Annotated in this window: 20 protein-coding genes and 1 pseudogene; 8 read left to right on the top strand and 13 right to left on the bottom strand. The window is 67.7% G+C overall.

Going from position 1 to position 22,587, the window contains the following annotated elements; all coding sequences use genetic code 11:
- Window positions 1-14 precede the first annotated feature (14 nt).
- The 5 genes from HMPREF2924_RS33415 to HMPREF2924_RS33395 are packed head-to-tail and all read left to right on the top strand — an operon-like array spanning window position 15 to window position 5,132.
- A complete protein-coding gene (locus HMPREF2924_RS33415; RefSeq protein WP_003088939.1) occupies window positions 15-1,262 on the top strand; it encodes a zinc-dependent alcohol dehydrogenase in 1,248 nt (415 codons plus the stop codon).
- Between the two features lie 3 nt (window positions 1,263-1,265).
- The gene (locus HMPREF2924_RS33410) at window positions 1,266-2,204 is read left to right on the top strand and encodes a DUF72 domain-containing protein (protein ID WP_003132148.1); all 939 of its coding nucleotides are present in this window, start codon (window positions 1,266-1,268) and stop codon (window positions 2,202-2,204) included.
- Complete coding sequence (locus HMPREF2924_RS33405; RefSeq protein ID WP_003113649.1) at window positions 2,201-2,938, top strand: endonuclease/exonuclease/phosphatase family protein; 738 nt, start codon at window positions 2,201-2,203, stop codon at window positions 2,936-2,938. The genes HMPREF2924_RS33410 and HMPREF2924_RS33405 overlap by 4 nt, the downstream gene beginning before the upstream one ends.
- Window positions 2,935-4,140, top strand: a complete 1,206-nt coding sequence (clsB, locus tag HMPREF2924_RS33400) for a cardiolipin synthase ClsB (protein ID WP_003132149.1) — start codon at window positions 2,935-2,937, stop codon at window positions 4,138-4,140. The genes HMPREF2924_RS33405 and clsB overlap by 4 nt, the downstream gene beginning before the upstream one ends.
- Window positions 4,137-5,132 carry a lysylphosphatidylglycerol synthase domain-containing protein gene (locus tag HMPREF2924_RS33395; RefSeq protein WP_003132150.1) on the top strand — a complete coding sequence of 332 codons (996 nt, stop codon included), beginning with the start codon at window positions 4,137-4,139 and terminating at the stop codon, window positions 5,130-5,132. The genes clsB and HMPREF2924_RS33395 overlap by 4 nt, the downstream gene beginning before the upstream one ends.
- Window position 5,133: 1 nt before the next feature.
- Here HMPREF2924_RS33395 and glgB read toward each other — a convergent pair whose 3' ends face one another.
- From glgB to HMPREF2924_RS33350, 9 genes are all read right to left on the bottom strand, one after another.
- Complete coding sequence (gene glgB / locus HMPREF2924_RS33390; RefSeq protein WP_003132151.1) at window positions 5,134-7,332, bottom strand: 1,4-alpha-glucan branching protein GlgB; 2,199 nt, start codon at window positions 7,330-7,332, stop codon at window positions 5,134-5,136.
- Complete coding sequence (treS, locus tag HMPREF2924_RS33385) at window positions 7,329-10,631, bottom strand: maltose alpha-D-glucosyltransferase (protein WP_003132152.1); 3,303 nt, start codon at window positions 10,629-10,631, stop codon at window positions 7,329-7,331. The genes glgB and treS overlap by 4 nt, the downstream gene beginning before the upstream one ends.
- Before the next feature lie 10 nt (window positions 10,632-10,641).
- Window positions 10,642-12,636: an alpha-1,4-glucan--maltose-1-phosphate maltosyltransferase gene (locus HMPREF2924_RS33380; protein ID WP_023094744.1), complete on the bottom strand. Its 1,995-nt coding sequence runs from the start codon at window positions 12,634-12,636 to the stop codon at window positions 10,642-10,644.
- Between the two features lie 143 nt (window positions 12,637-12,779).
- Entirely contained in the window at window positions 12,780-13,667 is an 888-nt protein-coding gene (locus tag HMPREF2924_RS33375; RefSeq protein WP_003132159.1) for a non-homologous end joining protein Ku, read from the bottom strand.
- A 22-nt stretch (window positions 13,668-13,689) separates the two neighbouring features.
- Complete coding sequence (locus tag HMPREF2924_RS33370; protein WP_003088922.1) at window positions 13,690-13,932, bottom strand: hypothetical protein; 243 nt, start codon at window positions 13,930-13,932, stop codon at window positions 13,690-13,692.
- Window positions 13,933-13,945: 13 nt separating this feature from the next.
- Window positions 13,946-14,437 (bottom strand): MgtC/SapB family protein, encoded by a 492-nt coding sequence (locus HMPREF2924_RS33365; RefSeq protein ID WP_003088919.1) that lies wholly within the window; start codon window positions 14,435-14,437, stop codon window positions 13,946-13,948.
- Window positions 14,434-14,568: a PSPA7_2676 family Cys-rich small protein gene (locus HMPREF2924_RS36745; protein ID WP_003088917.1), complete on the bottom strand. Its 135-nt coding sequence runs from the start codon at window positions 14,566-14,568 to the stop codon at window positions 14,434-14,436. Before HMPREF2924_RS36745 ends, HMPREF2924_RS33365 begins: the two co-directional genes overlap by 4 nt.
- A gap of 96 nt (window positions 14,569-14,664) precedes the next feature.
- The gene (gene katE / locus HMPREF2924_RS33355; protein ID WP_003132162.1) at window positions 14,665-16,794 is read right to left on the bottom strand and encodes a catalase HPII; all 2,130 of its coding nucleotides are present in this window, start codon (window positions 16,792-16,794) and stop codon (window positions 14,665-14,667) included.
- Between the two features lie 80 nt (window positions 16,795-16,874).
- Entirely contained in the window at window positions 16,875-17,042 is a 168-nt protein-coding gene (locus tag HMPREF2924_RS33350; RefSeq protein ID WP_003088912.1) for a con-10 family general stress protein, read from the bottom strand.
- A gap of 248 nt (window positions 17,043-17,290) precedes the next feature.
- Between HMPREF2924_RS33350 and HMPREF2924_RS35990 the strand changes: the two genes are divergently transcribed.
- Both HMPREF2924_RS35990 and HMPREF2924_RS33345 read left to right on the top strand, forming a co-directional pair.
- The gene (locus HMPREF2924_RS35990; RefSeq protein WP_003109864.1) at window positions 17,291-17,455 is read left to right on the top strand and encodes a hypothetical protein; all 165 of its coding nucleotides are present in this window, start codon (window positions 17,291-17,293) and stop codon (window positions 17,453-17,455) included.
- An 85-nt stretch (window positions 17,456-17,540) separates the two neighbouring features.
- A complete protein-coding gene (locus HMPREF2924_RS33345) occupies window positions 17,541-17,939 on the top strand; it encodes a hypothetical protein (protein WP_003100818.1) in 399 nt (132 codons plus the stop codon).
- 6 nt (window positions 17,940-17,945) lie between these two features.
- Here the strand turns inward: HMPREF2924_RS33345 and HMPREF2924_RS33340 are convergent, their stop codons facing one another.
- Both HMPREF2924_RS33340 and HMPREF2924_RS33335 read right to left on the bottom strand, forming a co-directional pair.
- Window positions 17,946-20,384, bottom strand: a complete 2,439-nt coding sequence (locus tag HMPREF2924_RS33340) for a glycogen/starch/alpha-glucan phosphorylase (RefSeq protein WP_004363539.1) — start codon at window positions 20,382-20,384, stop codon at window positions 17,946-17,948.
- 52 nt (window positions 20,385-20,436) lie between these two features.
- A complete protein-coding gene (locus HMPREF2924_RS33335; protein WP_003088904.1) occupies window positions 20,437-20,724 on the bottom strand; it encodes a DUF2513 domain-containing protein in 288 nt (95 codons plus the stop codon).
- A 243-nt stretch (window positions 20,725-20,967) separates the two neighbouring features.
- Here HMPREF2924_RS33335 and HMPREF2924_RS33330 point away from each other — a divergent pair, with 243 nt between their 5' ends.
- Complete coding sequence (locus HMPREF2924_RS33330; RefSeq protein ID WP_003088902.1) at window positions 20,968-21,156, top strand: hypothetical protein; 189 nt, start codon at window positions 20,968-20,970, stop codon at window positions 21,154-21,156.
- A 19-nt stretch (window positions 21,157-21,175) separates the two neighbouring features.
- Here HMPREF2924_RS33330 and HMPREF2924_RS33325 read toward each other — a convergent pair whose 3' ends face one another.
- Together HMPREF2924_RS33325 and HMPREF2924_RS33320 are read right to left on the bottom strand one after the other, a co-directional pair.
- Window positions 21,176-22,036 carry an SDR family oxidoreductase gene (locus tag HMPREF2924_RS33325; RefSeq protein ID WP_003109865.1) on the bottom strand — a complete coding sequence of 287 codons (861 nt, stop codon included), beginning with the start codon at window positions 22,034-22,036 and terminating at the stop codon, window positions 21,176-21,178.
- Window positions 22,033-22,580: pseudogene (locus HMPREF2924_RS33320) on the bottom strand (CinA family protein). The gene HMPREF2924_RS33325 and the pseudogene HMPREF2924_RS33320 overlap by 4 nt, the downstream one beginning before the upstream one ends.
- Window positions 22,581-22,587 lie beyond the last annotated feature (7 nt).

Below are 22,587 nucleotides of genomic sequence, written 5' to 3'. Positions count from 1 at the left end.
ACCGGGAGAACGCCATGAAAGCCGTGGTATTCCATGACATCGGCGACATCCGCCTGGAAGACGTGGCGGAGCCGCGCCTGCAGGAACCCACCGACGCCATCGTGCGGCTGACCGCCTCGGCGATCTGCGGCACCGACCTGCACTTCGTCCGTGGCAGCGTCGGCGGCATGCGTCCGGGAACCATCCTCGGCCATGAGGGCGTGGGCATCGTCGAGGCGCTCGGCGACGAAGTGCGCAACCTGCAGGTCGGCGACCGGGTGGTGATTCCCTCGACCATCGCCTGCGGCAATTGCGTGTATTGCCGAGCCGGCTACTACGCCCAGTGCGACGTCGCCAACCCCGGCGGCAGCCAGGCCGGCACCGCGTTCTTCGGCGGTCCCCGGGCCAACGGCGGCTTCCATGGGCTGCAAGCCGAGAAAGCGCGGATTCCCTATGCCAACATCGGCCTGATCCGCCTGCCCAGCAGCATCAGCGACGACCAGGCGATACTCCTGTCGGACATCTTCCCCACCGGTTACTTCGGCGCCGAACTGGCCGGTATCGCCCCCGGCAACACCGTCGCCGTGTTCGGCTGCGGTCCGGTCGGCCAGTTCGCCATCGCCAGCGCGTTGCTCCTCGGCGCCGCCCGGGTGTTCGCCATCGACCGCCACCCGGACCGCCTGCACATGGCCCGCCAGCAAGGCGCCGAAGTGATCGACTTCGAGCGCGAGGATCCGGTCCAGGCCCTGCGCTGGCTGACCGCCGGGATCGGCGTGGACCGCGCCATCGACGCCGTCGGCGTGGACGCCGAGCACAGCCATGGCACCGCCACCCCGGCGCCGCGCCAGGAGGGCACCAGCTGGAGTCCCGGCAACGCCCCCGCACAGGCCCTGGAGTGGGCGGTGCAGGGCCTGGCCAAGGCCGGCACCCTGTCGATCATCGGCGTCTACGCCGAAGACTCGCGGCAGTTTCCCATCGGCCTGGCGATGAACCGCAACCTGACCATCCGCATGGGCAACTGCCACCACCGCAAGTACATTCCGCTGCTGCTCGAACATGTGCTCAGCGGACGCATCGACCCGGCGAAGATCCTCACCCAGGTGAAGCCGATCGGCGACGCCATCGAGGCCTTCGAAGCCTTCGACCGCCGCGAGACCGGCTGGATCAAGGTCGAACTGGTGCCGCAGAAGCGCCAGGTCGAGGGCAGCGAGGAACGCCTCGACGAACGCGCGGTGGACGAACTGGCGCGCCGGCCGACGCCGGAAAGCGGCGCCCGGGGGTGATGCATGAGCGCACCGGCACGCCTGCGCATCGGCATTTCCGGCTGGCGCTACGCCCCCTGGAGAGGTGACTTCTATCCCGAGGGGCTGCGCCAGAAGGACGAACTGCGCTTCGCCTCGCGGGCGGTGAACAGCATCGAGATCAACGGCACCTTCTACGCCCTGCAGACGCCCGAGCGCTTCCGCGGCTGGGCCGAGGACACCCCCGAGGACTTCGTTTTCAGCGTCAAGGCCCCGCGTTACATCACCCACGTGCGGCGCCTGCGCGAGATCGACGAGCCGCTGGCGAACTTCTTCGCCTCCGGCCCCCTCGCCCTGCGCCAGCGCCTCGGCCCGTTCCTCTGGCAGTTCCCGCCGAGCATGCGCTTCGACCGCGAGCTGTTCGCCGATTTCCTCGCCCGCCTGCCGCGCGACGGCGCCGCCGCGCAGAAGCTCGCCCGGCACAGCGCCGCGCGCCTGCACCGCGAGGGCTACCTCGACGGCGATCCGGCGCAGCGCCTGCGGCATGCCGTGGAAATCCGCCATGAGAGCTTCGTCGACCCGACGTTCATCGAGCTGCTGCGCGAATACCGGGTGGCCCTGGTGGTGGCCGATACCGCCGGCAAGTGGCCGCTGCTCGGCGACGTCTGCGCGGACTTCCTCTACCTGCGCCTGCATGGCGACAAGGAGCTGTACCGCAGCGGCTACTCGGAAGCGGCCCTGGGCCAGTGGCAGGCACGGATCCACGCCTGGGCCGGCGGCGGCCAGGCCGACGACCTGCGCCGGGCCAGCCAGGACGCACCGGCGAAGGCGACGGCGCGCGACCTGTACTGCTACTTCGACAACGACGTCAAGGTGCGCGCACCTTACGACGCCCGGCGCCTCCTGCAGCTGCTGGAACTCGACGGCAGCCTGCGCACGGTGCCCGGACAGTTGCCCGATGACCTGCGGGAGAGTGCCGCATGATCCTGCCGCGCCTGCAGGTGCTGACGGTGAACACCCACAAGGGTTTCAACCCGTTCAATCGGCGCTTCATCCTGCCGGAGTTGCGCGAAGCGGTGCGCAGCGTCGGTGCCGACCTGGTGTTCCTCCAGGAGGTCCTCGGCTCCCATAGCCTGCACGCCGCGCGCCTGCCGTCCTGGCCGCCGGCGCCGCAATACGAGTATCTGGCCGACAGCATGTGGCCGCAGTTCGCCTACGGGCGCAACGCGGTGTATCCCGAAGGCCACCATGGCAATGCCGTGCTCTCCAAGCATCCGATCCTCGCCCACCGCAACCTCGACGTCTCGGTGGCGGGCAACGAGGAACGCGGCCTGTTGCATGCGGTGATCGACATCGGCCGTCCGCTGCACGCGGTCTGCGTGCACCTGGGATTGCGCGAGGCGCAGCGCCAGCGCCAGTTGCAACTGCTCTGCGAGCTGGTGGCGGGCCTGCCGGAGCGCGAGCCGGTGGTGGTCGCCGGCGACTTCAACGACTGGCGCCAGCGCGCCGACCGCCTGCTCGCTGGTTGCGGCCTGCGCGAAGTCTTCGTCGGCGCCCAGGGCCGGCCGGCGCGCAGCTTCCCGGCGCGCTGGCCGGTGCTGCCGCTGGACCGCATCTACCTGCGCAATGCCCGCGGGCGCCAGCCGCGCATCCTCTCGCGGCGGCCCTGGTCGCACCTGTCCGACCACCTGCCGCTGGCGGTGGAGGTGGAGCCATGAACTTCCCCTGGCGCGACGGCAACCGCGTAGAACTGCTGATCAACGGCGAAGAGTACTTTCCGCGCCTGTTCCAGTGCATCGCCGAGGCGCGCCGGGAGATCCTCCTGGAAACCTTCATCATCTTCGAGGACGAGGTCGGCCGGCAGTTGCAGGAAGCCCTCAGCGCCGCCGCCGAGCGCGGTGTCGAGGTACAGGTCACGGTGGACGGCTACGGCACCGCCTCGCTCAGCCCGGACTACCTGGCCAGGCTGACCGCCGCCGGGGTTCGCGTGCACCTGTTCGACCCGCGCCCGCGCCTGCTCGGCATGCGTACCAACCTGTTTCGCCGGTTGCACCGCAAGCTGGTGGTGATCGATCGCCAGCAGGCCTTCGTCGGCGGCATCAACTACGGCGAGGACCACCTGGTGCGTCGCGGCAACATGGCCAAGCAGGACTACGCGGTGCGCGTCGAGGGTCCGGTGGTGCGCGATATCCGCCAGGCCTGCCTGGCGTTGCTCGAACCGGACGCCGACTACCCGCCGTTGCGGCCGTCGGGCGCCGGGCAGCCGGCGCGGGTGCGCCTGGTGATCCGCGACAACGACCAGTCCAGCGACGACATCGAGCGCGAGTACCTGCAAGCGATCCGCCAGGCGCGGCGGCGCCTGCTGATCGCCAACGCCTATTTCTTCCCCGGCTACCGCCTGCTTCGCGAGCTGCGCGATGCGGCGCGCCGCGGCGTGCGCGTCGACCTGGTACTACAGGGCATGCCGGACATGCCGCTGGTGCGCCTGTGCAGCCGGCTGCTCTACGACTACCTGCTGCGCGAGGGCGTGCGTATCCACGAATACTGCCAGCGTCCGCTGCACGGCAAGGTCGCGGTGATCGACGACGACTGGTCGACCATCGGTTCGAGCAATCTCGATCCCCTCAGCCTGTCGCTGAACCTGGAGGCCAACCTGGTGATCCACGACGTCGCCTTCAACGGCCAGCTCTACCAGCACCTGCGCGAACTGGCGCGCCGCCACTGCCGGCGCATCAGCCGCCGCCACGCCAGGCGCGGTTACTGGTGGCGGGCGCCGCTGATCTTCCTCGGCTTCCACTTTTCCCGGCATTTCCCGGCCATCGCCGGTTGGGTACCCGCCCATCTGCCGCGCCTGAAATCGCTGGAGCCGCGTCCGTCGCGGCGCTGGCAGGAACGCCAGGGCCAGCGGGGCAACCCATGAACGGCGGCGGTCACGCAACTGCCTCGGCGGCGCCACGCCGCGCTCACTGGCGCTGGCTGCGCAGGCTGCTGACCCTGGCGTTCTTCGTGCTGGTCCCGGTGCTGCTGTTCCTCCTGGTGAAGAATCTCGACTGGCAGGAAGTCCGCCACGCCCTCGGCGAGTATCGCCCCGCGACCCTGTTCCTCGGACTGCTGCTGGCGGCCGCCGGCTATACGGTGTTCAGCAGTTTCGACCTGCTCAGCCGCTACTACATCGGCCACTCGCTGCCCAAGCGGCGGGTCTTCACCGTGGCCTTCGTGTGCAATGCGTTCAACCTCAACCTGAGTTCCTGGGTCGGCGCCGTGGCGCTGCGCTATCGCCTGTACAGCCGGCTCGGCCTGGGCATCGCCGACATCACCCGGATCCTCACCTTCAGCCTGGTGACCAATTGGTTCGGCTACCTGCTGCTCGCCGGCATCCTGTTCAGCTGCGGCCTGCCGGCCTTGCCGCCGGGCTGGAAGCTCGGCAGCGACGGCCTGCGCCTGATCGGCGCGCTGCTCCTGGCGCTGGCCGCCGGCTACCTGCTGGCCTGCCGTTTCGCCCGACGCCGCGCCTGGGGCTGGCGCGAGCATCGGCTGACCCTGCCGTCCTGGCGGCTGGCGGCCCTTCAAGGCCTGCTCGGAGCGAGCAACTGGTCGCTGATGGCGCTGCTGCTGTACAGCCTGCTGCCGCACGGCGTGGATTACCCGAGCGTCCTGGCGATCCTCCTGATCAGCAGCATCGCCGGGGTCATCACCCATATCCCGGCCGGGCTCGGGGTGCTCGAAGCGGTGTTCATCGCCCTGCTCCAGGGGCGCCTGTCCCAGGGCGTGCTGCTGGCCGCGTTGATCGGCTACCGGGTGCTGTATTTCCTCCTACCCCTGGCGCTGGCCTGCGTGGTCTACCTGCTGTTGGAGCGCCGGGCGATCCGCCTGCGCCGCAAACAGCGCCGCCTGCGCCAGGGCCAGGCCTGAATCAGCCGGCCGGACGCAGCAGCAGCGTGCCCAGCGGCGGCAGGTCGAGCAGCAGCGACTGCGCCTGGCCATGGGCGCCGCACGACTCGCTGGAGACGCGGCCCTGGCTGCCTGAGCCGGAACCGGCGAACGCCTGGGCGTCGCTATTGAGCAGCACGTCCCAGTCGCCGCCTTGCGCTACGCCGATCCGATAGCCCTGGCGCGGCACCGGGGTGAAATTGTGTACCGCCAGCAGCGATGGCTCGCCGGCCGCGTGGCGCAGCCAGGCGTAGACACTGTTCGCCTGGTCGTCGCCGATCAGCCATTCGAAGCCGAGCGCCTCGCCGTCGCGCGCATGCAGTGCGGGGAGTTCGCGGTACAGCCGGTTGAGGGCCGCCACCAGGTCCTGTACGCCCTGATGCTCCGGATAGCGCAGCAGGTACCAGTCCAGTTCGCCGTCGTGGTTCCACTCGCGCCACTGGCCGAACTCGCATCCCATGAACAGCAGCTTCTTGCCCGGGTGCGACCACATGAAGCTCAGGTACAGGCGCAGGTTGGCGAACTTCTGCCAGCGGTCGCCGGGCATCTTGTCCAGTAGCGAGTGCTTGCCATGTACCACCTCGTCGTGGGAGATCGGCAGGATGAAATGCTCGGAGAAGGCGTAGAGCAGGCCGAAGGTCAACTGGTGGTGGTGATAGCGCCGGTGCAGCGGGTCTTCGCCGATGTACGCCAGGCTGTCGTGCATCCAGCCCATGTTCCACTTATGGCTGAAGCCCAGGCCGCCCTCCGCCACCGGACGGCTGACGCCGGGCCAGGCGGTGGATTCCTCGGCGATCACCAGCGCGCCGGGGGTCTCGCTGGCGACCACCTGGTTGAGGTGATGGAGGAAGTCGATGGCCTCCAGGTTCTCCCGGCCGCCATGGCGGTTCGGCAGCCATTCGCCTTCCTTGCGCGAATAGTCGCGATAGAGCATCGAGGCCACCGCATCCACCCGCAGGCCGTCGACGTGGTAGGTGCGCAGCCAGTGCAGCGCCGAGGCCAGCATGAAGCCGTGCACCTCGCTGCGGCCAAGGTTGTAGATGTAGGTATCCCAGTCCTGGTGGAAGCCTTCGAAGGGATGTTCGTACTCGTACAGCGCCGTGCCGTCGAAACGGCCCAGGCCGTGGGCGTCGGTGGGAAAATGCGCCGGCACCCAGTCGAGGATCACGCCGATGCCGGCCTGGTGGCAGGCGTCGACGAACGCGGCGAAGTCCTCCGGCGTGCCGTAGCGCGCGGTGGGGGCGAACAACCCGAGCGGCTGGTAGCCCCAGGAGCCGCCGAAGGGATGTTCCATCACCGGCATCAGCTCGATATGGGTGAAGCCGAGCTGGCGCACGTAGGGAATCAGCTCCTCCGCCAGTTCCGACCAGTGCGGCGGCCGGCCGTCGCGGTGGCGCCAGGAGCCGGCGTGGACTTCATAGATCGACAGCGGTGCCGCATAGCCCTGGTGCTCCGCGCGCCGGGCCAGCCAGTCCTGGTCGCGCCACTCGTGGCGCAACGCCGCGCAGGTCTTCGAAGCGGTTCCGGGCGGCGTCTCGCAGGCCAGCGCCAGGGGGTCGGCCTTCAGCGGCAGGAGGCCGTCGTGGCCCTGCAACTCGTACTTGTACAGTTCGCCCTCGCCGAGGCGCGGGACGAACAGTTCCCAGACGCCGGATGGATAGCGTCGTCGCATCGGGTGACGGCGCCCGTCCCAGCCGTTGAAATCGCCGACCACCGAGACGCGCACGGCGTTCGGCGCCCAGACCGCGAAGCGCACGCCCTCCACGCCTTCGTGACGGGTCAGTTGCGCGCCCAGGCAGGAGGCCAGTTGGCGGTGGTTGCCTTCGGCGAACAGGTAAAGGTCGAGTTCGCCGAGCAACGGCCCGAAGGCATAGGGGTCTTCGCTTTCCTGCACGCCGTCCGGCCAGTGCACGCGCAGGCGGTAGCGCGGCGGCAGGGGCTCCAGGTGGCGCTGGAACAAGCCGCTGCCGGGGTCGCTCTGCTCCAGTTCGGCGAGCGTCGCGCCGTCTTCGTCGAGCAGCTCGACACGCTGCGCGCCGGGCAGGTAGGCGCGCAGCACGCCGCCTTCGCCGCCGGGGTCGCGCTGCGGGCCGAGGAAGGCGAATGGATCGCCCTGCAGGCCGCGCTGCAGCTTGTCCAGCTCCAGTTGCCAGCGTTCGCGTTCGGACATCGGTTCGCTCATCGGTTCTTGCCCTTCAGGAGGTGTTCGGTGAGTTCGGCCAGACCGGCGAGAGGCACTTCCAGCCAGTCGGGGCGGTAGTCGGCTTCGTAGAGCAGTTCGTAGGCGGCCTTTTCCAGGCAGGCCAGGGCCAGCGCCGCGCCCTCGCCTTCGCGGCCGTGCCAGGCGTGCGCGAGGCCCGCTGCGGCGGCGCGGTAGCCGACCAGGAAGGCGTCGCGGGCTTCGCTGCGATAGCGCATGGCGACCTTGCGCCGGGCGCTGTCGGCCTGTTCCGAGCTATCGGTGCTCTGCGCGTTGCGCAGGACCATCGCCGCCGCGTAGTCGAACGAGCGCAGCATGCCGCCGACGTCCTTCATCGGACTGTGGCGCTGGCGGCGCTCTTCCAGGCTGCGCGCCGGCTCGCCCTCGAAGTCGATGAAGCGTGCGTCGCCCTGGACCATCAGCACCTGGCCCAGGTGCAGGTCGCCGTGAACCCTGATCAGCAGCCCGCCGGCTGCCTGCCGGGCCAGCAGCGGCAGGCGTTCGAGCAGCACCGGCAGGCGTTCCAGCAGGCGCCGCGCCTGTTCCGCCGCCTCGCCCTGCAACGGCCGTGGCGGCTCGCTCAGGCGTTTGCCGGCTTCGCGCAACTGTTCGGCGATGCGCAGCGCCCAGGCCTGGACGCTGGCTTCGTCGCTCTCGCGGCTGCCGAAGGCCGGATCGTCCGACTCGCCGGCCAGTACGCTGTGCATCTCGCCGAGCCGGGCGCCGAGGTTGGCGGCGAAGCCGCGCAGTTCGGCGAGGCTGTCGTATTGCCCTTCGAGCGCCTCGCTGGCCGCGGATATCTCGTCGCGCACGGCTCGCTCCAGGTTGTCCAGGGTCCAGTTCCAGGCGTCGCCCTGGTTGTTCAGGTAGCCCTGCAGGATCATCAGCGTGTGCGGCTCGCCATCCGCGCCGACCCGCCGTACCTCGCCGAGCAACGGGGCGATGCCGGGGTAGCCGTGGCGGGTCAGGTAGCCGCCGACCTCGATTTCCGGGTGCAGCCCCGGAAGGATCTTGCGCAGCACCTTGAGGACCATGCGCTCGCCGAAGCGGATCGAGCTGTTGGACTGTTCCACCGAGAACGGCAGGACGTCTTCGTCGGCGATGTCGTCCAGTTCCGCCAGTCCCGCCGCCGGGATGAACTGGATCTCGCCGTCGCCGTGGGCGATCACCGCCTCGGCGCGGAGTTGCGCGAGGACCTTGCGGGCGAACAGCGGCAGGCTGGCGGCGTCGGTCAGCAGGCCGACCTTGCGCCCGCGCCGCAGGCGCGCCAGGGCCAGCAACTGAGGCAGGCTGTCGCCGCGCTGGTCGGCGTCGAGGAAGCCCAGCGGCAACTGGTAGCGCAGCCCGTCGATCTCCACTTCGCACAGCGCACAGCGCGGCTCCGCCTCGTCCAGCGGAACGATGTAGCAGAGCCGTGGCTGGCCTTTCTCGCCGGCGAACCAGCGGCGCTTCGGCAGGTAGGCCGGCAGCGTCTCGCCTTCCAGGATGTTCCGCGATGCGCCCTGCAGCAGCTCGCCGAGGCGCTGCTTGACCACCAGGGTCGGCAGTTCCGGCAGGCGCTCGTCGGCGGCCACGTGCCAGCTCGGCATCTGCGTCGCGTCGGCCAGGTAGAACCAGTAGAAGCCGTAGGGCGGCAGGGTCAGCAGGTAGGTCAGCTCGCCGATCGGCGGGAACGACATGCCGCCGATCATCTCCACCGGCACCTTGCCGGCATGGCTGGCGAGGTCCAGTTCCACCGCCTGGGCCGCGCGCGACAGGTTGGCCACGCAGAGGATGCTGTCCTGCCGTTCGCCCTCGGCGTATTCGCGCAGGTAGGCGAGGATCCGTCGGTTGCTCGGCGCGAGCATCTTCAGGCTGCCGCGGCCGAAGGCCTTCTGCTGGCTGCGCACGGCGAGCAGGCGGCGCATCCAGTTGAGCAGCGAATGCGGGTCGCGCGCCTGCGCCTCGACGTTGATCGTCTGGTAGCCGTACAGCGGGTCGAGGATCGGCGGCAGCACCAGCTTCGCCGGGTCGGCGCGGGAGAAGCCGCCGTTGCGGTCCACCGACCACTGCATCGGCGTGCGCACGCCGTCGCGGTCGCCGAGGTAGATGTTGTCGCCCATGCCGATCTCGTCGCCGTAGTACAGGGTCGGCGTGCCCGGCATCGACAACAGCAGGCTGTGCAGCAGCTCGATGCGCCGCCGGTCACGCTCCACCAGCGGCGCCAGGCGCCGGCGGATGCCCAGGTTGAGGCGCGCGCGGCGGTCGGCGGCATAGTGGTTCCAGAGATAGTCGCGCTCGTCGTCGGTGACCATCTCCAGGGTCAGCTCGTCGTGGTTGCGCAGGAAGATCGCCCATTGGCAATTGGCCGGGATGTCCGGGGTCTGGCGCAGGATGTCGGTGATCGGATAGCGATCCTCCTGGGCGATGGCCATGTACATGCGCGGCATCAGCGGGAAGTGGAAGGCCATGTGGCATTCGTCGCCCTCGCCGCCATCCTCGCCGCCGAAGTACGGCCGGGTGTCTTCCGGCCACTGGTTGGCCTCGGCCAGCAGCATGCGGTCGGGATAGTGCGCGTCCAGCTCGGCGCGGATGCGCTTGAGCACCTGGTGGGTCTCCGGCAGGTTCTCGCTGCTGGTGCCGTCGCGTTCGATCAGGTAGGGAATCGCGTCCAGGCGCAGGCCGTCGACGCCCATGTCCAGCCAGTAGCGCATCACCCCGAGCACCTCGCGCAGGACCTGCGGGTTGTCGAAGTTCAGGTCCGGCTGGTGGGAATAGAAGCGGTGCCAGTAGTACTGTTGGGCTACCGGGTCCCAGGTCCAGTTGGACTGCTCGGTGTCGATGAAGATGATCCGCGTACCCTGGTATTTCTCGTCGCTGTCCGACCAGACGTAGTAGTCGCGGGCGCGCGAGCCCTTCTTCGCGTGACGGGCGCGGATGAACCAGGGATGCTGGTCGGAGGTGTGGTTGATCACCAGCTCGGTAATCACCCGCAGACCGCGTCGATGGGCCTCGGCGATGAACCGGCGGGCGTCGGCGAGGCTGCCGTAGTCGCTGTGCACGCCACGGTACTGGGCGATGTCGTAGCCGTCGTCGCGGCGTGGCGACGGGTAGAACGGCAGCAGCCAGAGAGTGTTCACGCCGAGGTCGGCGATGTAGTCGAGCTTCTCGATCAGCCCGGCGAAGTCGCCGATGCCATCGTTGTTGGCGTCGTAGAAGGATTTCACGTGGACCTGGTAGATCACCGCGTCCTTGTACCATTGCGGGTCGTTGAGAAAGACCGGTTTCTCGCGTCTGGCCATGGGTTTCTCCTTATGCGTCGACGCGCCGCACGCGCCAGATGCCGAACGGCAGGTGCCAGGGTTCGATGCGCATCCACTGGACCTTGCCGTGCCAGACCCAGCGATGCCCGTTCATCAGGTCCTCGCCCTGGAGGCTGGCGTCGTCGGGCAGGCCGAACTCCCACAGCGGCAGTTCGAAATGCGCCTCCTGGGCTTCGTGCGGGTCCAGGCAGACCGCCACCAGGACGAAGTTGGCGAGGTCCGCGGTGCGCTTGCCGAAATACAGGATGCGGTCGTTCCAGGCGTTGTAGGCCTGGAACCCGAGGTGCGTCTGCAATGCCGGGTTTTCCCGGCGGATGCGGTTGAGCCGGGCGATCTCGGCGACGATGTTGCCCGGCGCCTGGTAGTCGCGCGGACGCAACTGGTATTTCTCCGAGTCGAGGTACTCCTCCTTGCCCGGCAAGGCCGCCGCCTCGCACAGCTCGAAGCCGGAGTACATGCCCCACAGCCCCGAACCCATGGTCGCCAGGGCGGCACGGATGAGGAAGCCGGGGCGGCCGGAGCTTTGCAGGAACCAGGGATTGATGTCCGGGGTGTTGACGAAGAAGTTCGGCCGGTAGCAGTCGCGCCAGGGTGGCTGGTTGAGTTCGGCGAAGTACTCCGCCAGTTCCTGCTTGTCGTTGCGCCAGGTGAAATAGGTGTAGCTCTGGCTGAAGCCGACCTTGCCCAGGCGCGCCATCATCGCCGGACGGGTGAACGCCTCGGAAAGGAAGATCACCTGCGGATGGCGGCCGCGCACTTCGGCGATCAGCCACTCCCAGAACGGCAGTGGCTTGGTGTGCGGGTTGTCGACGCGAAACAGCGTCACGCCCTGCTCGACCCAGCCCAGCACCACGTCGCGCAAGGCTTCCCACAGGCTCGGCAGGGCCTGTTCGGCGTAGAAGTCGACGTTGACGATGTCCTCGTACTTCTTCGGCGGGTTCTCCGCGTAGCGCAAGCTACCGTCCGGACGCCAGGCGAACCAGCCGGGATGCTCGCGCAGCCAGGGGTGGTCGGGGGAGCACTGGATGGCGAAGTCCAGCGCCAGTTCCATGCCGTGCTCGCGCACCGCAACGAGCAGCCGGCGGAAATCCTCGCGGTCGCCCAGTTCGGGATGGATCGCCTCGTGGCCGCCCTCCTCGCTGCCGATCGCATACGGGCTGCCGGGGTCGCCGGCCTCGGCACGCAAGGAATTGTTGCGGCCCTTGCGATGGGTGCGGCCGATGGGGTGGATCGGCGGGAAATAGAGAACGTCGAAGCCCATCGCGGCGATCTGCGGCAGGCGCCGGATCACATCGTCGAAGGTACCGTGGCGTGTCGGGTCGCCGCTTTCCGAGCGAGGGAACAGCTCGTACCAACTGGCGAAGCGCGCCAGCGGTCGCTCCACCTCCACCGGGTATTCGCGGCTGCGCACCAGGTGCTCGCGCGGGCCGACCAGACGCAACAGTTCGCCGGTCTGCGCCGCCAGCCACAGCGCCACCCGCTCCTCGACGCTCTGGCAGGCCTGCAGGCGTTCGGCCAGCGGCGCACAGGCGGCGGCGATCTCCGGACCGCCGCGCTCGGCGCAGCGCTGCAGCAGCTCGTCGCCCTCGCGCAGCTCCAGGTCCAGCGGCAGGCGTGCGCCATGCTTGGCACGCAATTCGCGGCGGTAGCCGGCGAAACGGTCGATCCAGGCCTCGATACGGAAGTACAGGCGGCCGCAGGGCGGCGTGCGCAACTGCGCGCTCCAGAAATCGTTGCCTTCGGGCAGCAGCGGCAGGCGCCGCTCCGCGGTTTCCCCGACACGCCGCCAGACCACCTCGGCACCGAGTACCTCATGGCCATCGGCGAAGATTCGCGCGGCCAGGCGCAGGTCGCGGTCGCTCTCGGTCTTCGCGGGATAGGCGCCCTCTTCCACCACCGGGCTGACCGACTCGATGGCGATACGGGGCTGCTGGATGGCGATGACCAGCGGATCATCGTCGCTGTTGCGGACAATCGAACTCATCGAGGCGCGCTCCTCCGGGACGTGGGTTCGGCGATGGGTCGCGAGGCGTCCGCCGGCCTCGAATGGCCGGCGGCGCGGACGATCATTGATTCCGAGCCCGCCGGCGACCGATTGGTTCAGGTTGATTTACCCAGCGGTTCGCCTCAGGCCTTGCGCCGCGAACGCGAGGCACCGGACTTGGCGCGACCCTTCGCGTCGGCCCCGGCCTTTTCGCTACCCTTGTCCTTGTCCTTGCCGCCGCCGGCGCGGGAACGCAGGCTGCGCTTGAGCAGGTCGGTGAGATCGATGATGTCGGCGCCCTTGCCGGCCACCTCCTCCTCTTCCTCCACCGCGTGCAGTTGGCCCTTGGCGGCCTTTTCCTCGACCAGCTTCATGATCTTGTCGCTGAAGCTGTCCTTGTATTCGTCCGGCTCCCAGTGGGAGGCCATGTCCTCCACCAGGCGCTTGGCCATCTCCAGCTCGCGCTTGTCGAGTTTCGCCTCGGTGACGCTTTCGTCCAGCTCCAGGCCATCCAGGCTGCGCACCTGCGACGGCCAGCGCAGGGTGATCAGCACCAGGGCGTCCTGCAGAGGCCGCAGGAGCGCCAGGTGCTGGCGGGTGTGCAGGACGACGTTGGCCAGGGCGACCTTGCCGGTGCGCTCCAGGGTCTCCCGGAGCAACGCGTAGACCTTGCCTCCGCGCCGGTCGGGGGCCAGGTAGTACGGGGTATCGAAGTGCTGCAGGGGAATTTCCTGGCTATCGACGAAAGCGAAGATCTCGATGGTCTGGGTCGACTTGGGATGCGCCGCGCGGATTTCTTCCTCGCTCAGCACCACGTAGCGACCCTTTTCGTACTCCACGCCCTTGACGATGTTCTCGCGCTCGATCTCCTTGCCGGTGACCTTGTTCACCCGTTTGTAGCCGACCGGCTCCATGCTGCGCTGGTCGAGCCAGTCGAAATCGATGCCCTGCGACGAGGTCGCCGCCGACAGGCTCACCGGTATATGCACCAGGCCGAAGCTGATCGCGCCTTTCCAGATCGCACGCGCCATGCCGGTTTCCTCCTCTTGATGGTTACAGCGTGCCGCCGTCCGCGTAGCGCACGCGGCCGTCGGCGGCGATGTCGGTGATGCGCTGGAGCAGGTTGTCGGCGGCGGTCTCGGCGTCGCTCAGGCAACTGCAACCCGGGGTCACTACCCACAGCATGCGTACCGCCGCGCCACGCCGCTTGGGCTGATAGAGGATCAGGCCGACCGGCTGGCAGCGCTCCTGCATCGCGTCGGTCCAGGCGGTACAGGCGTCGAAGTCCTTGAACATGACGGAACTCTCCTCAATGGCTATCGGAAGATGGCGGCGAACGGTTCAGGCAGGCCAGGACATGCAGCACCAGTAGCGCCAGGACCGTCCCGAGCACCGCGGTACCCTGGTGACCGAGTCCGACCGCGACGCCTATGGCGGTGCTGGCCCAGAGTCCCGCCGCGGTGGTCAGGCCCCTGACCCGGCTTTCCCGTCCTGCCTTGAGGATGGTGCCGGCGCAGAGGAAGCCGATGCCGGCGACGGTGCCCTGGATCACCCGGCTCAGCGCGTCCGCCCCGCCACCCTGCAATTGCAGCGGCATGACGAACAGCGCCGCGCCGAGGGTTACCAGCATATGCGTGCGCAGGCCGGCGGCCTTGCCGCTCTGCTCGCGCTCGTAGCCGAGTACCGCGCCGAGCGCCGCCGCCAGCAGCAGGCGCAACGCGGCGCGGGCGGTCTGCTCGAAGTCGGCGAGATCGGCGAACTCCTCGCCGAGGATCTTCCACAGCGTCTCCCAGGCGCTCATCGGCGTTGTATCCCGCTGTAGCGCAGGGCACCGCAACGCAGGCAGCGCTCGCAGTCGAAGGTTTCCTCACCCAGTCGCAACGCCGGTTGCCGGCACCAGTCGCAACCGCCGATCAGGCAACGCAAGGTCATCCGGGTCCTCCCGCCGAATCGCTCGGCCAGCCGCCCTTTCCAGCTGTGACCGACGAGACGACGGGAAGGTGCGATCGGATTCGCCAGCGGCGCTCCTCAGGCGGGGATCGCCTTGGTCGCCGCCTCGCGCTGCCAGATCCGGTGCTGCATCAATGCCTGGCGCAGACCGGGGAAGACATCGGTGGCCGTGGCGCCGAGCACCACGCCGGGGTCGCCAGGCAACGAAAGCTGGCTGGCCAGCGCCTGGGCATCGCCAGCGAAGGCCACTGGCTTCAGGTGCTTGTAGGCTTCCAGCAGGTAGTGCAGACCGCGTCCGTCCGCGCCGATGGCCTGGCTGCTGGCCGCGCCACCAGGCACGAAGACCGCGTCGAAGGCTACCGACGGCAGGCCGTCCCAGGTTCCCTCCGGGATCAGTTCGGCACCGTTTTCGGCCTGCACCGGCGAAGCGCTGGGGGCGATCAGCTTGGCGTCCGCGCCCTCCTGTCGGAGCGCGTCGCGTAGGTCGCTGACGTCGCTCTCGGCGACGCCGTCGGCGATCAGGATCGCCACCTTGCGCGAACGGATGTCGCCGGACAGCAGGTTCATCTGGCTCAGCGCCGGCGACGGCTTCGGCTGCGGTGCCGGGTTGGCCGGCGCGGCGAGCTGCACACCGACGTTCGCCGCGACCCTGGCGGCCAGTTGCGGATCGATGTTGAGGAGTATCTGGTTGACTTCGCGCTCACGGATCGATTGCCGCTCGACCTTGGACAGTTCGAAGCTGTAGGCGGCGACGATATGCGCCTGCTCGGCCTCGCTCATGCTGTGCCAGAACAAAGCGGCCTGGCTGAAATGATCGGCGAAGGAGTCGGCGCGCTTGCGCAGCTTGCTGCCGCTGACCGGCTCGTGGTAGCTGGAGAAGCCGCCGTTGCGCGCCGCCGGCGGGGTTTCCTTCGGCCAGCCGCCGTCGATCGAGTTCGGTTCATAGGAAGCCCGGCCGCGGTTGATGGTCTGCCGGTGCGGCGCGTCGCGCTGGTTGTTGTGGAACGGACACAGCGGGCGGTTGATCGGGATTTCGTTGAAGTTCGGCCCGCTCAGGCGCAGCAGTTGGGTGTCGGTATAGGAGAACAGCCGACCCTGCAACAGCGGGTCGTTGGTGAAGTCGATTCCGGGGACCACGTGGCCGACGTGGAACGCCACCTGTTCGGTCTCGGCGAAGAAATTGTCGGGGTTGCGGTTGAGTACCATCCGTCCCACCACCCTTACCGGCACCAACTCCTCGGGCACCAGCTTGGTGGGGTCGAGCAGGTCGAAGTCGAAGCTGTCCTGCTGGTTCTCCGGGATCACCTGCAGGCCCAGTTCCCATTCGGGATAGTCGCCCTTCTCGATGTCCTCCCAGAGGGTCCGCCGGTTGAAGTCGGGGTCCTTGCCGGCGAGCTTCTGCGCCTCGTCCCAGACCAGCGAGCAGGTCCCGGACTTCGGTCGCCAGTGGAACTTGACCAGCACGCTCTCGCCGGCCGCGTTGACCAGGCGGAAGGTGTGCACGCCGAAGCCCTGCATGTTGCGGTAGGCGATCGGAATGGCGCGATCGGACATCAGCCACATGACCATGTGCGCCGACTCCGGGGTCAGCGAAACGAAGTCCCAGAAGGTGTCGTGGGCAGACGCTCCGGTGGGAATCTCGTTGTGCGGTTCGGGTTTCACCGCATGGACGAAGTCCGGGAACTTGATCGCATCCTGGATGAAGAACACCGGCATGTTGTTGCCGACCAGGTCGAAGTTGCCTTCGTCGGTATAGAACTTCACGGCGAAGCCGCGTACGTCACGCACCGTATCCGCGGACCCGCGCGGCCCCTGCACGGTGGAGAAACGCACGAAGACCGGGGTACGCTTGCCCGCCTCGGCGAGGAAGCCGGCCTTGGTCAGGTCGCTGAGGTCCTCGTAGGCCTCGAAGTAGCCATGCGCCGCCGAGCCACGAGCGTGGACCACGCGCTCGGGAATGCGCTCGTGGTCGAAGTGGGTGATCTTCTCGCGCATGATGAAGTCTTCGAGCAACGACGGTCCGCGCTCGCCGGCCTTCAGGGTGTTCTGGTTATCGGCGATGCGGGTGCCGGTATTGGTGCTCAGGGCCTCTCCGGTGGCGTCCTCGCGATAGGCCTCCAGCTGTTCCAGCTTGGCGTTGCTGTTGCCACGGTCGACGGTGTCGGTGCCGGCCGCCTGGCTGCGCTGCTCGTTGTTCTGCTCGCTCATCGGTTTCCTCTCCTCATCCTGGGCATGAAAATGGGGCGGATGCCTCCCTGCTCCGCCCCATTCACTTCACTGCGCGGTTATCAGTTCCCGCCGTGGCTGCGCTGGCCACCTTTCTTGCCAGCCTCGGAGGCCCGCTGCGGATCGTTCTTGAAGTTGCCGCCGCTGGCCTGGCCGCCCTTCTTGCCGGCCTCCGAAGCACGTTTCGGGTCTTCCGCGAAGTTGCCTTTACCACCTTGATGCTGTGCCATTTCTATTTCCTCCGAATAATCTCTTCAGAACAGATTTCATGGACGCATGCGTTGCGCATGCCCTAACTCTGAGAGGGTGTTTCGCCAGGGGTTCAGATTATTTTCAGCGAATGAAAGCGAAGCGTTTTGCCAGCATGTTTCGAGCGCAATCCATAGGGTTCAAAGATCCTTGCCTTATTCCATTGCCAGCATTGACAGAAATCCCCGGATTGCGTCAGATGAAAGCCCGCACATCTCGGAGGAGCACCATGAAACCCTACGAGCATCCGGCCTACAGCGATCCCGTGGTAAGCAACGAAGAACCCGATCGCGATTGCCATGAATGGAATTTCGAACCGGGAGACAGCGATCAGGAACCCTACCCCGAATATCATGGAGCGAATACCGAAGAAGACCCAGGCGGAGGCACTTAATTATTCTTTTCTATTGCAATCCCTGACATTCCGATAGACCCATTCAATAATTAATCTTCGAACTTTAAAACAAATGGAACTCGCCATGGAAAACAGTGACGAAGTGCGATTCCAGCACTATTTCATTTCTCTCGTCGAACAGGTGGCGAAACCGCTTTTCGTCGACTCCTGCGAAGAGGCGCGCAGCTACGGCCTGGACTGCAACGTGGACCTCGACCTCGACGAGGACGGCCATCCTCGCCTGCGCCTGGAAGTCGGCGAGCCGGGAGGCGAGAAAAGCCACTACAGCCTGCTGGCGATTCCCGGCGAGCGGGTCATCCATCGCCAGTACCTGGCCGGGGCCCAGGAATGGCACAGCCTGCCGGCCGAGCTGGCGTCGATCAACCCGATGGTGCTGGACAGCGAGCTGGCGGTATTCTTCCGCCGCGCCTTCGACCTTCGCCTGGAGGGCCCCGAACGCCGTCACCCGGCCGGCTTCTGGTAAGGCCCTTCATAGCTTCCAGATATCCCGGGCGTATTCGCTGATCGTCCGGTCGGCGCTGAACCAGCCGATCCGCGCCACGTTGAGCAACGCCGAGCGCCACCAGCGATCGGGCTCGCGCCAGACTTCCTCGACCCGGCACTGCGCATGCCAGTAGGCCTCGAAGTCGGCGCAGAGCATGAAGCGGTCGTCGTGCACCAGGCCGTCCACCAGCCCTTCGTAGCGGCTGCGGTCGTCGGCCGAGAACAGCCCACTGCGGATCGCCTCCAGGGCTTCCTCCAGCCGCGGCGAGGCCGCGATCACCCCGCCCATCTCCAGCTCCCCGGCTTGCCGGCGCTGCTCCACCTGCTGGGCGCTGAGGCCGAAGATGAACATGTGTTCCAGGCCGATCCGCTGGCTCATCTCGACGTTGGCGCCGTCCAGGGTGCCGATGGTCAGCGCGCCGTTGAGGGCGAACTTCATGTTGCTGGTGCCGGAGGCCTCGAGCCCGGCGGTGGAAATCTGCTCGGAGAGGTCCGCCGCGGGAATGATCGCCTCGGCCAGGCTGACGTTGTAGTTGGGCAGGAACACCAGCTTGAGCAGGCCGCGCACGGTGGGGTCGTCGTTGATGGTGCGGGCGATGTCGTTGGCCAGCTTGATGATCAGCTTGGCCTGGTGGTAGCTGGCGGCAGCCTTGCCGGCGAAGATCTTCACCCGCGGCACGCGGTCGGCGGTCGGGTCGTTGCGGATCTCCTGGTACAGCGCCACGGTGTGCAGCAGGTTGAGCAACTGCCGCTTGTATTCGTGGATACGCTTGATATGCACATCGAACAGCGCTTCCGGTTCGATCGCCACGCCGAGGCTGTCCAGCACCAGGCGCGCCAGGGCGGTCTTGTTCTGCCGGCGCTGCTCGGCGAAGCGCGCCCGCAGCCTGGCGTCCTCGACGTGCTCCTCGAGGTCCGGCAGGCGCCGTTCCGGGGTGTCCAGCAGGTCGGCGCCGAGGGTCTCCACCAGCAGCTCGGTCAACCCCGGGTTGGCCTGGAACAGCCAGCGGCGGAACGACACGCCGTTGGTCTTGTTGCTGATGCGCTGCGGGTAGAGGCGATGCAGGTCATGGAACACGGTTTCGCGCATCAGCTCGGTGTGCAAGGCCGATACCCCGTTGATCTGGTGCGAACCGAGGAACGCCAGGTTGCCCATGCGCACCCGCCGGCCGTGGCCCTCCTCGATCAGGCTGACCGAACGCAACAGGTCGAAGTCGTGGATGTCCTGGGCGCGCAGCGCGTCTATATGGAAGGCGTTGATCAGGTAGATGATCTGCATGTGGCGCGGCAGCAGGCGCTCCATCAGCGCCACCGGCCAGGATTCCAGGGCTTCCGGGAGCAGCGTGTGGTTGGTGTAGGACAGGGTCGCCACGCTCAGCGCCCAGGCGTCCGGCCAGGCCAATTGGTGCACGTCCACCAGTTGCCGCATCAGCTCGGCGACGGCGATCGCCGGGTGGGTGTCGTTGAGCTGGATCGCCACCTGTTCCGGCAGGCTACGCAGGTCGTGATGATGGCGCAGGTGGCGTTCGAGCAGGTCCTGCAGCGAGGCTGAGACGAAGAAGTACTCCTGGCGCAGGCGCAGTTCCTGACCGGCCTCGGTGCTGTCGGCCGGATACAGCACCCGCGAGATGCTCTCCGCCTTGACCACGTCGACCACCGCGCCGATATGGTCGCCGGCGTTGAAACGGTCCAGTTGCAGGTCTTCCTCGGCGCGGGCGCGCCACAGGCGCAGGGTGTTGACGCTGGCACGCCGCCAGCCGACGATCGGCGTGTCGTAGGCGATCGCCCGGATCCGCTCGTCCGGCCGCCAGATGGCACGGCCACTGTGCTCGCTGTCGACCTGCACGCTGCCGCCGAAGTCGATGTAGTAGCTGACCTCGGGTCGTTCGAACTCCCAGGGATTGCCGAAATCCAGCCAGGTCTCGGTCTGCTCCTGCTGCCAGCCGTCGGTCAGCACCTGGCGGAACAGGCCATGCTCGTAGCGGATGCCATAGCCATGCGCGGGAATGTCGAGGCTGGCCATGCTTTCCATGAAGCATGCCGCCAGGCGTCCGAGGCCGCCGTTGCCGAGCGCCGCGTCCGGCTCCAGGGCAACGATCCGCTGCAGGTCGACGCCCAGCTCGGCAAGGGCCTGGCGGGTTTCCTCGAGCAGCCCGAGGTTGCCGAGGTTGTCCAGCAACAGGCGACCGATGAGGAACTCCAGGGACAGGTAGTAGACCCGCTTGCGCGCGGGCGCTTCGCCTTGCGGGGTGGCCTCCTCCCAGTGGTCGATGATGTGGTCGCGCACCGCCAGGGCCACCGCTTCGAACCAGTCGTGCGGGCAGGCGGTGGATGGGTCGCGGCCGACGCTGTAGCGCAGCTTGGCGAGGATGCTGGCTTTCAGGGTCTGGACCGTGCTCGGGGTCTGGTCTTGGCTGTCGGGCATCGCCGGGCTTCCTTCCGGCCCGCCGCTGCAGGCCGGTGCTTGCGGGGTTTTCTCAGGCGCTCTTGCGTACCGGCACGGCGGCCGCCGCGCTTTCCTGGCGCAGGCGGTCGAGCAGGTCGTGGCCGGCCAGGGTCAGGTGGTGGACCACCCAGTGCTCCTGGCCGGTCCAGGAATGCTGGACGCTGCCGCAGAGCAGTTGCGCCTGGTTGAGCAACTGCAAGTGGTAGGCCACCGCCTCGCGGCAATGACCGGGCAGCTCGCGCGCTTCCCAGTGCTGGCCGAAGCCAAGGCTTTCCAGATGCTCCAGCAGATCCCTGATCAACCCCCAGTCGCGTTTCATCGCCGTGCTCCTTGTCTGCGTCGCGGCCGGCCGTTCCGGCTACCTAGAAGCGGAGTCGCGGCGGCCGCGATGGTTCATTCTTTTTCGCCGGCGGCCCGCCTGGGCCGCACGACGGAACCGCCGGGCGCCGGCGTCAGTCGGGAGGAATGCCGTTGCCAACGGTCGGTGCGCGAACTGGCGCGAGAGCTGGAGCGCAGCTTCACTGAGCAGTGACCTTTCCCGTATCCCGGCAGGAGCGCTCCGATGCAGGCTTTCATGGTTCATTTCTCAGACGCCGGACAACCCGGCCGGACCGTGCTCACCACTTTCGCGCCAACCCTCAGCACCAGCGAGGCGCACGTTCGCCTGCAACTCTGCTATCCCCTGCTGTTCCCGCAGCGTCTGAGCGCGGTGCGGGTCTACCCCCTGCTGCCGGCGGCGGCACGCGAGTGAACGCGGCCGCCGGGGCGCCTCAGCCGTTGACTACCGTACCGCCGTTGACGTGCAGCACCTGGCCGCTGACGTAGGACGAGTCGTTGCAGGCCAGGTAGACGTAGCTGGCGGCCAGCTCCTCCGGCTGGCCGGGCCGGCCCATCGGCGTATCCGCGCCGAAGTGGGCGACCTTCTCGGCGCTGAAGGTGGACGGGATCAGCGGCGTCCAGATCGGGCCCGGGGCCACGGCGTTGACGCGGATGCCGCGGTTGACCAGGTTCATCGACAGCGACCGGGTGAACGAGGTGATCGCGCCCTTGGTCGAGGAATAGTCGATCAGCTGGGGGTTGCCCTTGTAGGCGGTGATCGAGGTGGTGTTGATGATCGCCCCGCCCTTGCCCATCAGCGGCAGGGCCGCCTTGGTCAACTGGAACATGCCGAAGATGTTGGTGCGGAAGGTCTTCTCCCACTGCTCTTCGCTGATGTCCTCCAGGCGCGCCTGCGGATGCTGCTCGCCGGCGTTGTTGACCAGCACGTCGAGGCGCCCCCATTTCTGCCTTAGCGTGTCCACCACCTGGCGGCAGAAGCCGGCGTCGGCGACGTCGCCGGCGAACGCCAGGCACTGGCGGCCGAGCGACTCGATGATCTCGCGGGTCTTCGCCGCGTCTTCGTTCTCATCCAGGTAGACCAGCAGCACATCCGCCTTCTCGCGGGCGAAAGCCACCGCCACCGCGCGGCCGATACCACTGTCGCCGCCGGTGACCAGGGCCACCTTACCCTCCAGCTTGGCCGCCGGACGGTAATCGGCGGAAACGAACTCCGGCTTCGGCTGCATCTCGCTTTCGTGGCCGGGACGTTGATCCTGGTGCTGCGCCGGCAGGGTCTGTCGCTGTTCGCTCATGGTGGTTTCCTCTCTGTCGGACGCCTCAGGCGCGTTCGCCGCGCAAGGCGCGTTGATGGAATTCGGGCAGGCGCCGCAGCGCCCAGCGGGTGGCTTCCCGGCGCATCCGCGCGGGGTCGCCATGGAAGCGCTCGCGGCGCGAGAACAGGGCGAGGCCGGCGGGCAACCGGAAGGCCCAGGCAAAGCACACGGTACCGGGCGGGATGCCGTCCTTCGCTTCACTGCCGAGCAACCCCGTGACCGCCAGCGCGGCGCTCGCCGGACTGCGTTGCAGGGCCGCCCTGGCCATGGCCTCGGCGACCTCCACGCTGGTCAGGTTGAAACGCTCCAGCCAGTTCGGGTCGAGCCCCAGCAGGGCAAGCTTGGCCGCCGGCGAATAGACGACGAAGCCGCCTTCCATCACCTTGCCGCTGCCGGCCACCGCCGACAGTTCGGCGCTGATCTGCCCGGCAGTACAGGATTCCGCGGTGATCAGGCTGAGGTCGGCGCTACGCAGGTAGGCCACCAGGCGAGAGGCCTCGTCCGCGAGTTGCAGGTCGGGCATGGCACGC

Origin of the sequence: Pseudomonas sp. HMSC063H08 (assembly GCF_001813645.1) — a bacterium.
Lineage (GTDB): Bacteria > Pseudomonadota > Gammaproteobacteria > Pseudomonadales > Pseudomonadaceae > Pseudomonas > Pseudomonas aeruginosa.
This window is presented reverse-complemented; position numbering and strand designations above follow the sequence as displayed.

What these genes read in the sequence shown, in the direction of transcription:
- HMPREF2924_RS33415 (WP_003088939.1), top strand. Translation starts at nt 15, where the DNA reads ATGAAAGCCGTGGTATTCCATGACATCGGCGACATCCGCCTGGAAGAC.
- HMPREF2924_RS33410 (WP_003132148.1), top strand. Translation starts at nt 1,266, where the DNA reads ATGAGCGCACCGGCACGCCTGCGCATCGGCATTTCCGGCTGGCGCTAC.
- HMPREF2924_RS33405 (WP_003113649.1), top strand. Translation starts at nt 2,201, where the DNA reads ATGATCCTGCCGCGCCTGCAGGTGCTGACGGTGAACACCCACAAGGGT.
- clsB (WP_003132149.1), top strand. Translation starts at nt 2,935, where the DNA reads ATGAACTTCCCCTGGCGCGACGGCAACCGCGTAGAACTGCTGATCAAC.
- HMPREF2924_RS33395 (WP_003132150.1), top strand. Translation starts at nt 4,137, where the DNA reads ATGAACGGCGGCGGTCACGCAACTGCCTCGGCGGCGCCACGCCGCGCT.
- glgB (WP_003132151.1), bottom strand. Translation starts at nt 7,332, where the DNA reads ATGAGCGAACCGATGTCCGAACGCGAACGCTGGCAACTGGAGCTGGAC.
- treS (WP_003132152.1), bottom strand. Translation starts at nt 10,631, where the DNA reads ATGGCCAGACGCGAGAAACCGGTCTTTCTCAACGACCCGCAATGGTAC.
- HMPREF2924_RS33380 (WP_023094744.1), bottom strand. Translation starts at nt 12,636, where the DNA reads ATGAGTTCGATTGTCCGCAACAGCGACGATGATCCGCTGGTCATCGCC.
- HMPREF2924_RS33375 (WP_003132159.1), bottom strand. Translation starts at nt 13,667, where the DNA reads ATGGCGCGTGCGATCTGGAAAGGCGCGATCAGCTTCGGCCTGGTGCAT.
- HMPREF2924_RS33370 (WP_003088922.1), bottom strand. Translation starts at nt 13,932, where the DNA reads ATGTTCAAGGACTTCGACGCCTGTACCGCCTGGACCGACGCGATGCAG.
- HMPREF2924_RS33365 (WP_003088919.1), bottom strand. Translation starts at nt 14,437, where the DNA reads ATGAGCGCCTGGGAGACGCTGTGGAAGATCCTCGGCGAGGAGTTCGCC.
- HMPREF2924_RS36745 (WP_003088917.1), bottom strand. Translation starts at nt 14,568, where the DNA reads ATGACCTTGCGTTGCCTGATCGGCGGTTGCGACTGGTGCCGGCAACCG.
- katE (WP_003132162.1), bottom strand. Translation starts at nt 16,794, where the DNA reads ATGAGCGAGCAGAACAACGAGCAGCGCAGCCAGGCGGCCGGCACCGAC.
- HMPREF2924_RS33350 (WP_003088912.1), bottom strand. Translation starts at nt 17,042, where the DNA reads ATGGCACAGCATCAAGGTGGTAAAGGCAACTTCGCGGAAGACCCGAAA.
- HMPREF2924_RS35990 (WP_003109864.1), top strand. Translation starts at nt 17,291, where the DNA reads ATGAAACCCTACGAGCATCCGGCCTACAGCGATCCCGTGGTAAGCAAC.
- HMPREF2924_RS33345 (WP_003100818.1), top strand. Translation starts at nt 17,541, where the DNA reads ATGGAAAACAGTGACGAAGTGCGATTCCAGCACTATTTCATTTCTCTC.
- HMPREF2924_RS33340 (WP_004363539.1), bottom strand. Translation starts at nt 20,384, where the DNA reads ATGCCCGACAGCCAAGACCAGACCCCGAGCACGGTCCAGACCCTGAAA.
- HMPREF2924_RS33335 (WP_003088904.1), bottom strand. Translation starts at nt 20,724, where the DNA reads ATGAAACGCGACTGGGGGTTGATCAGGGATCTGCTGGAGCATCTGGAA.
- HMPREF2924_RS33330 (WP_003088902.1), top strand. Translation starts at nt 20,968, where the DNA reads ATGCAGGCTTTCATGGTTCATTTCTCAGACGCCGGACAACCCGGCCGG.
- HMPREF2924_RS33325 (WP_003109865.1), bottom strand. Translation starts at nt 22,036, where the DNA reads ATGAGCGAACAGCGACAGACCCTGCCGGCGCAGCACCAGGATCAACGT.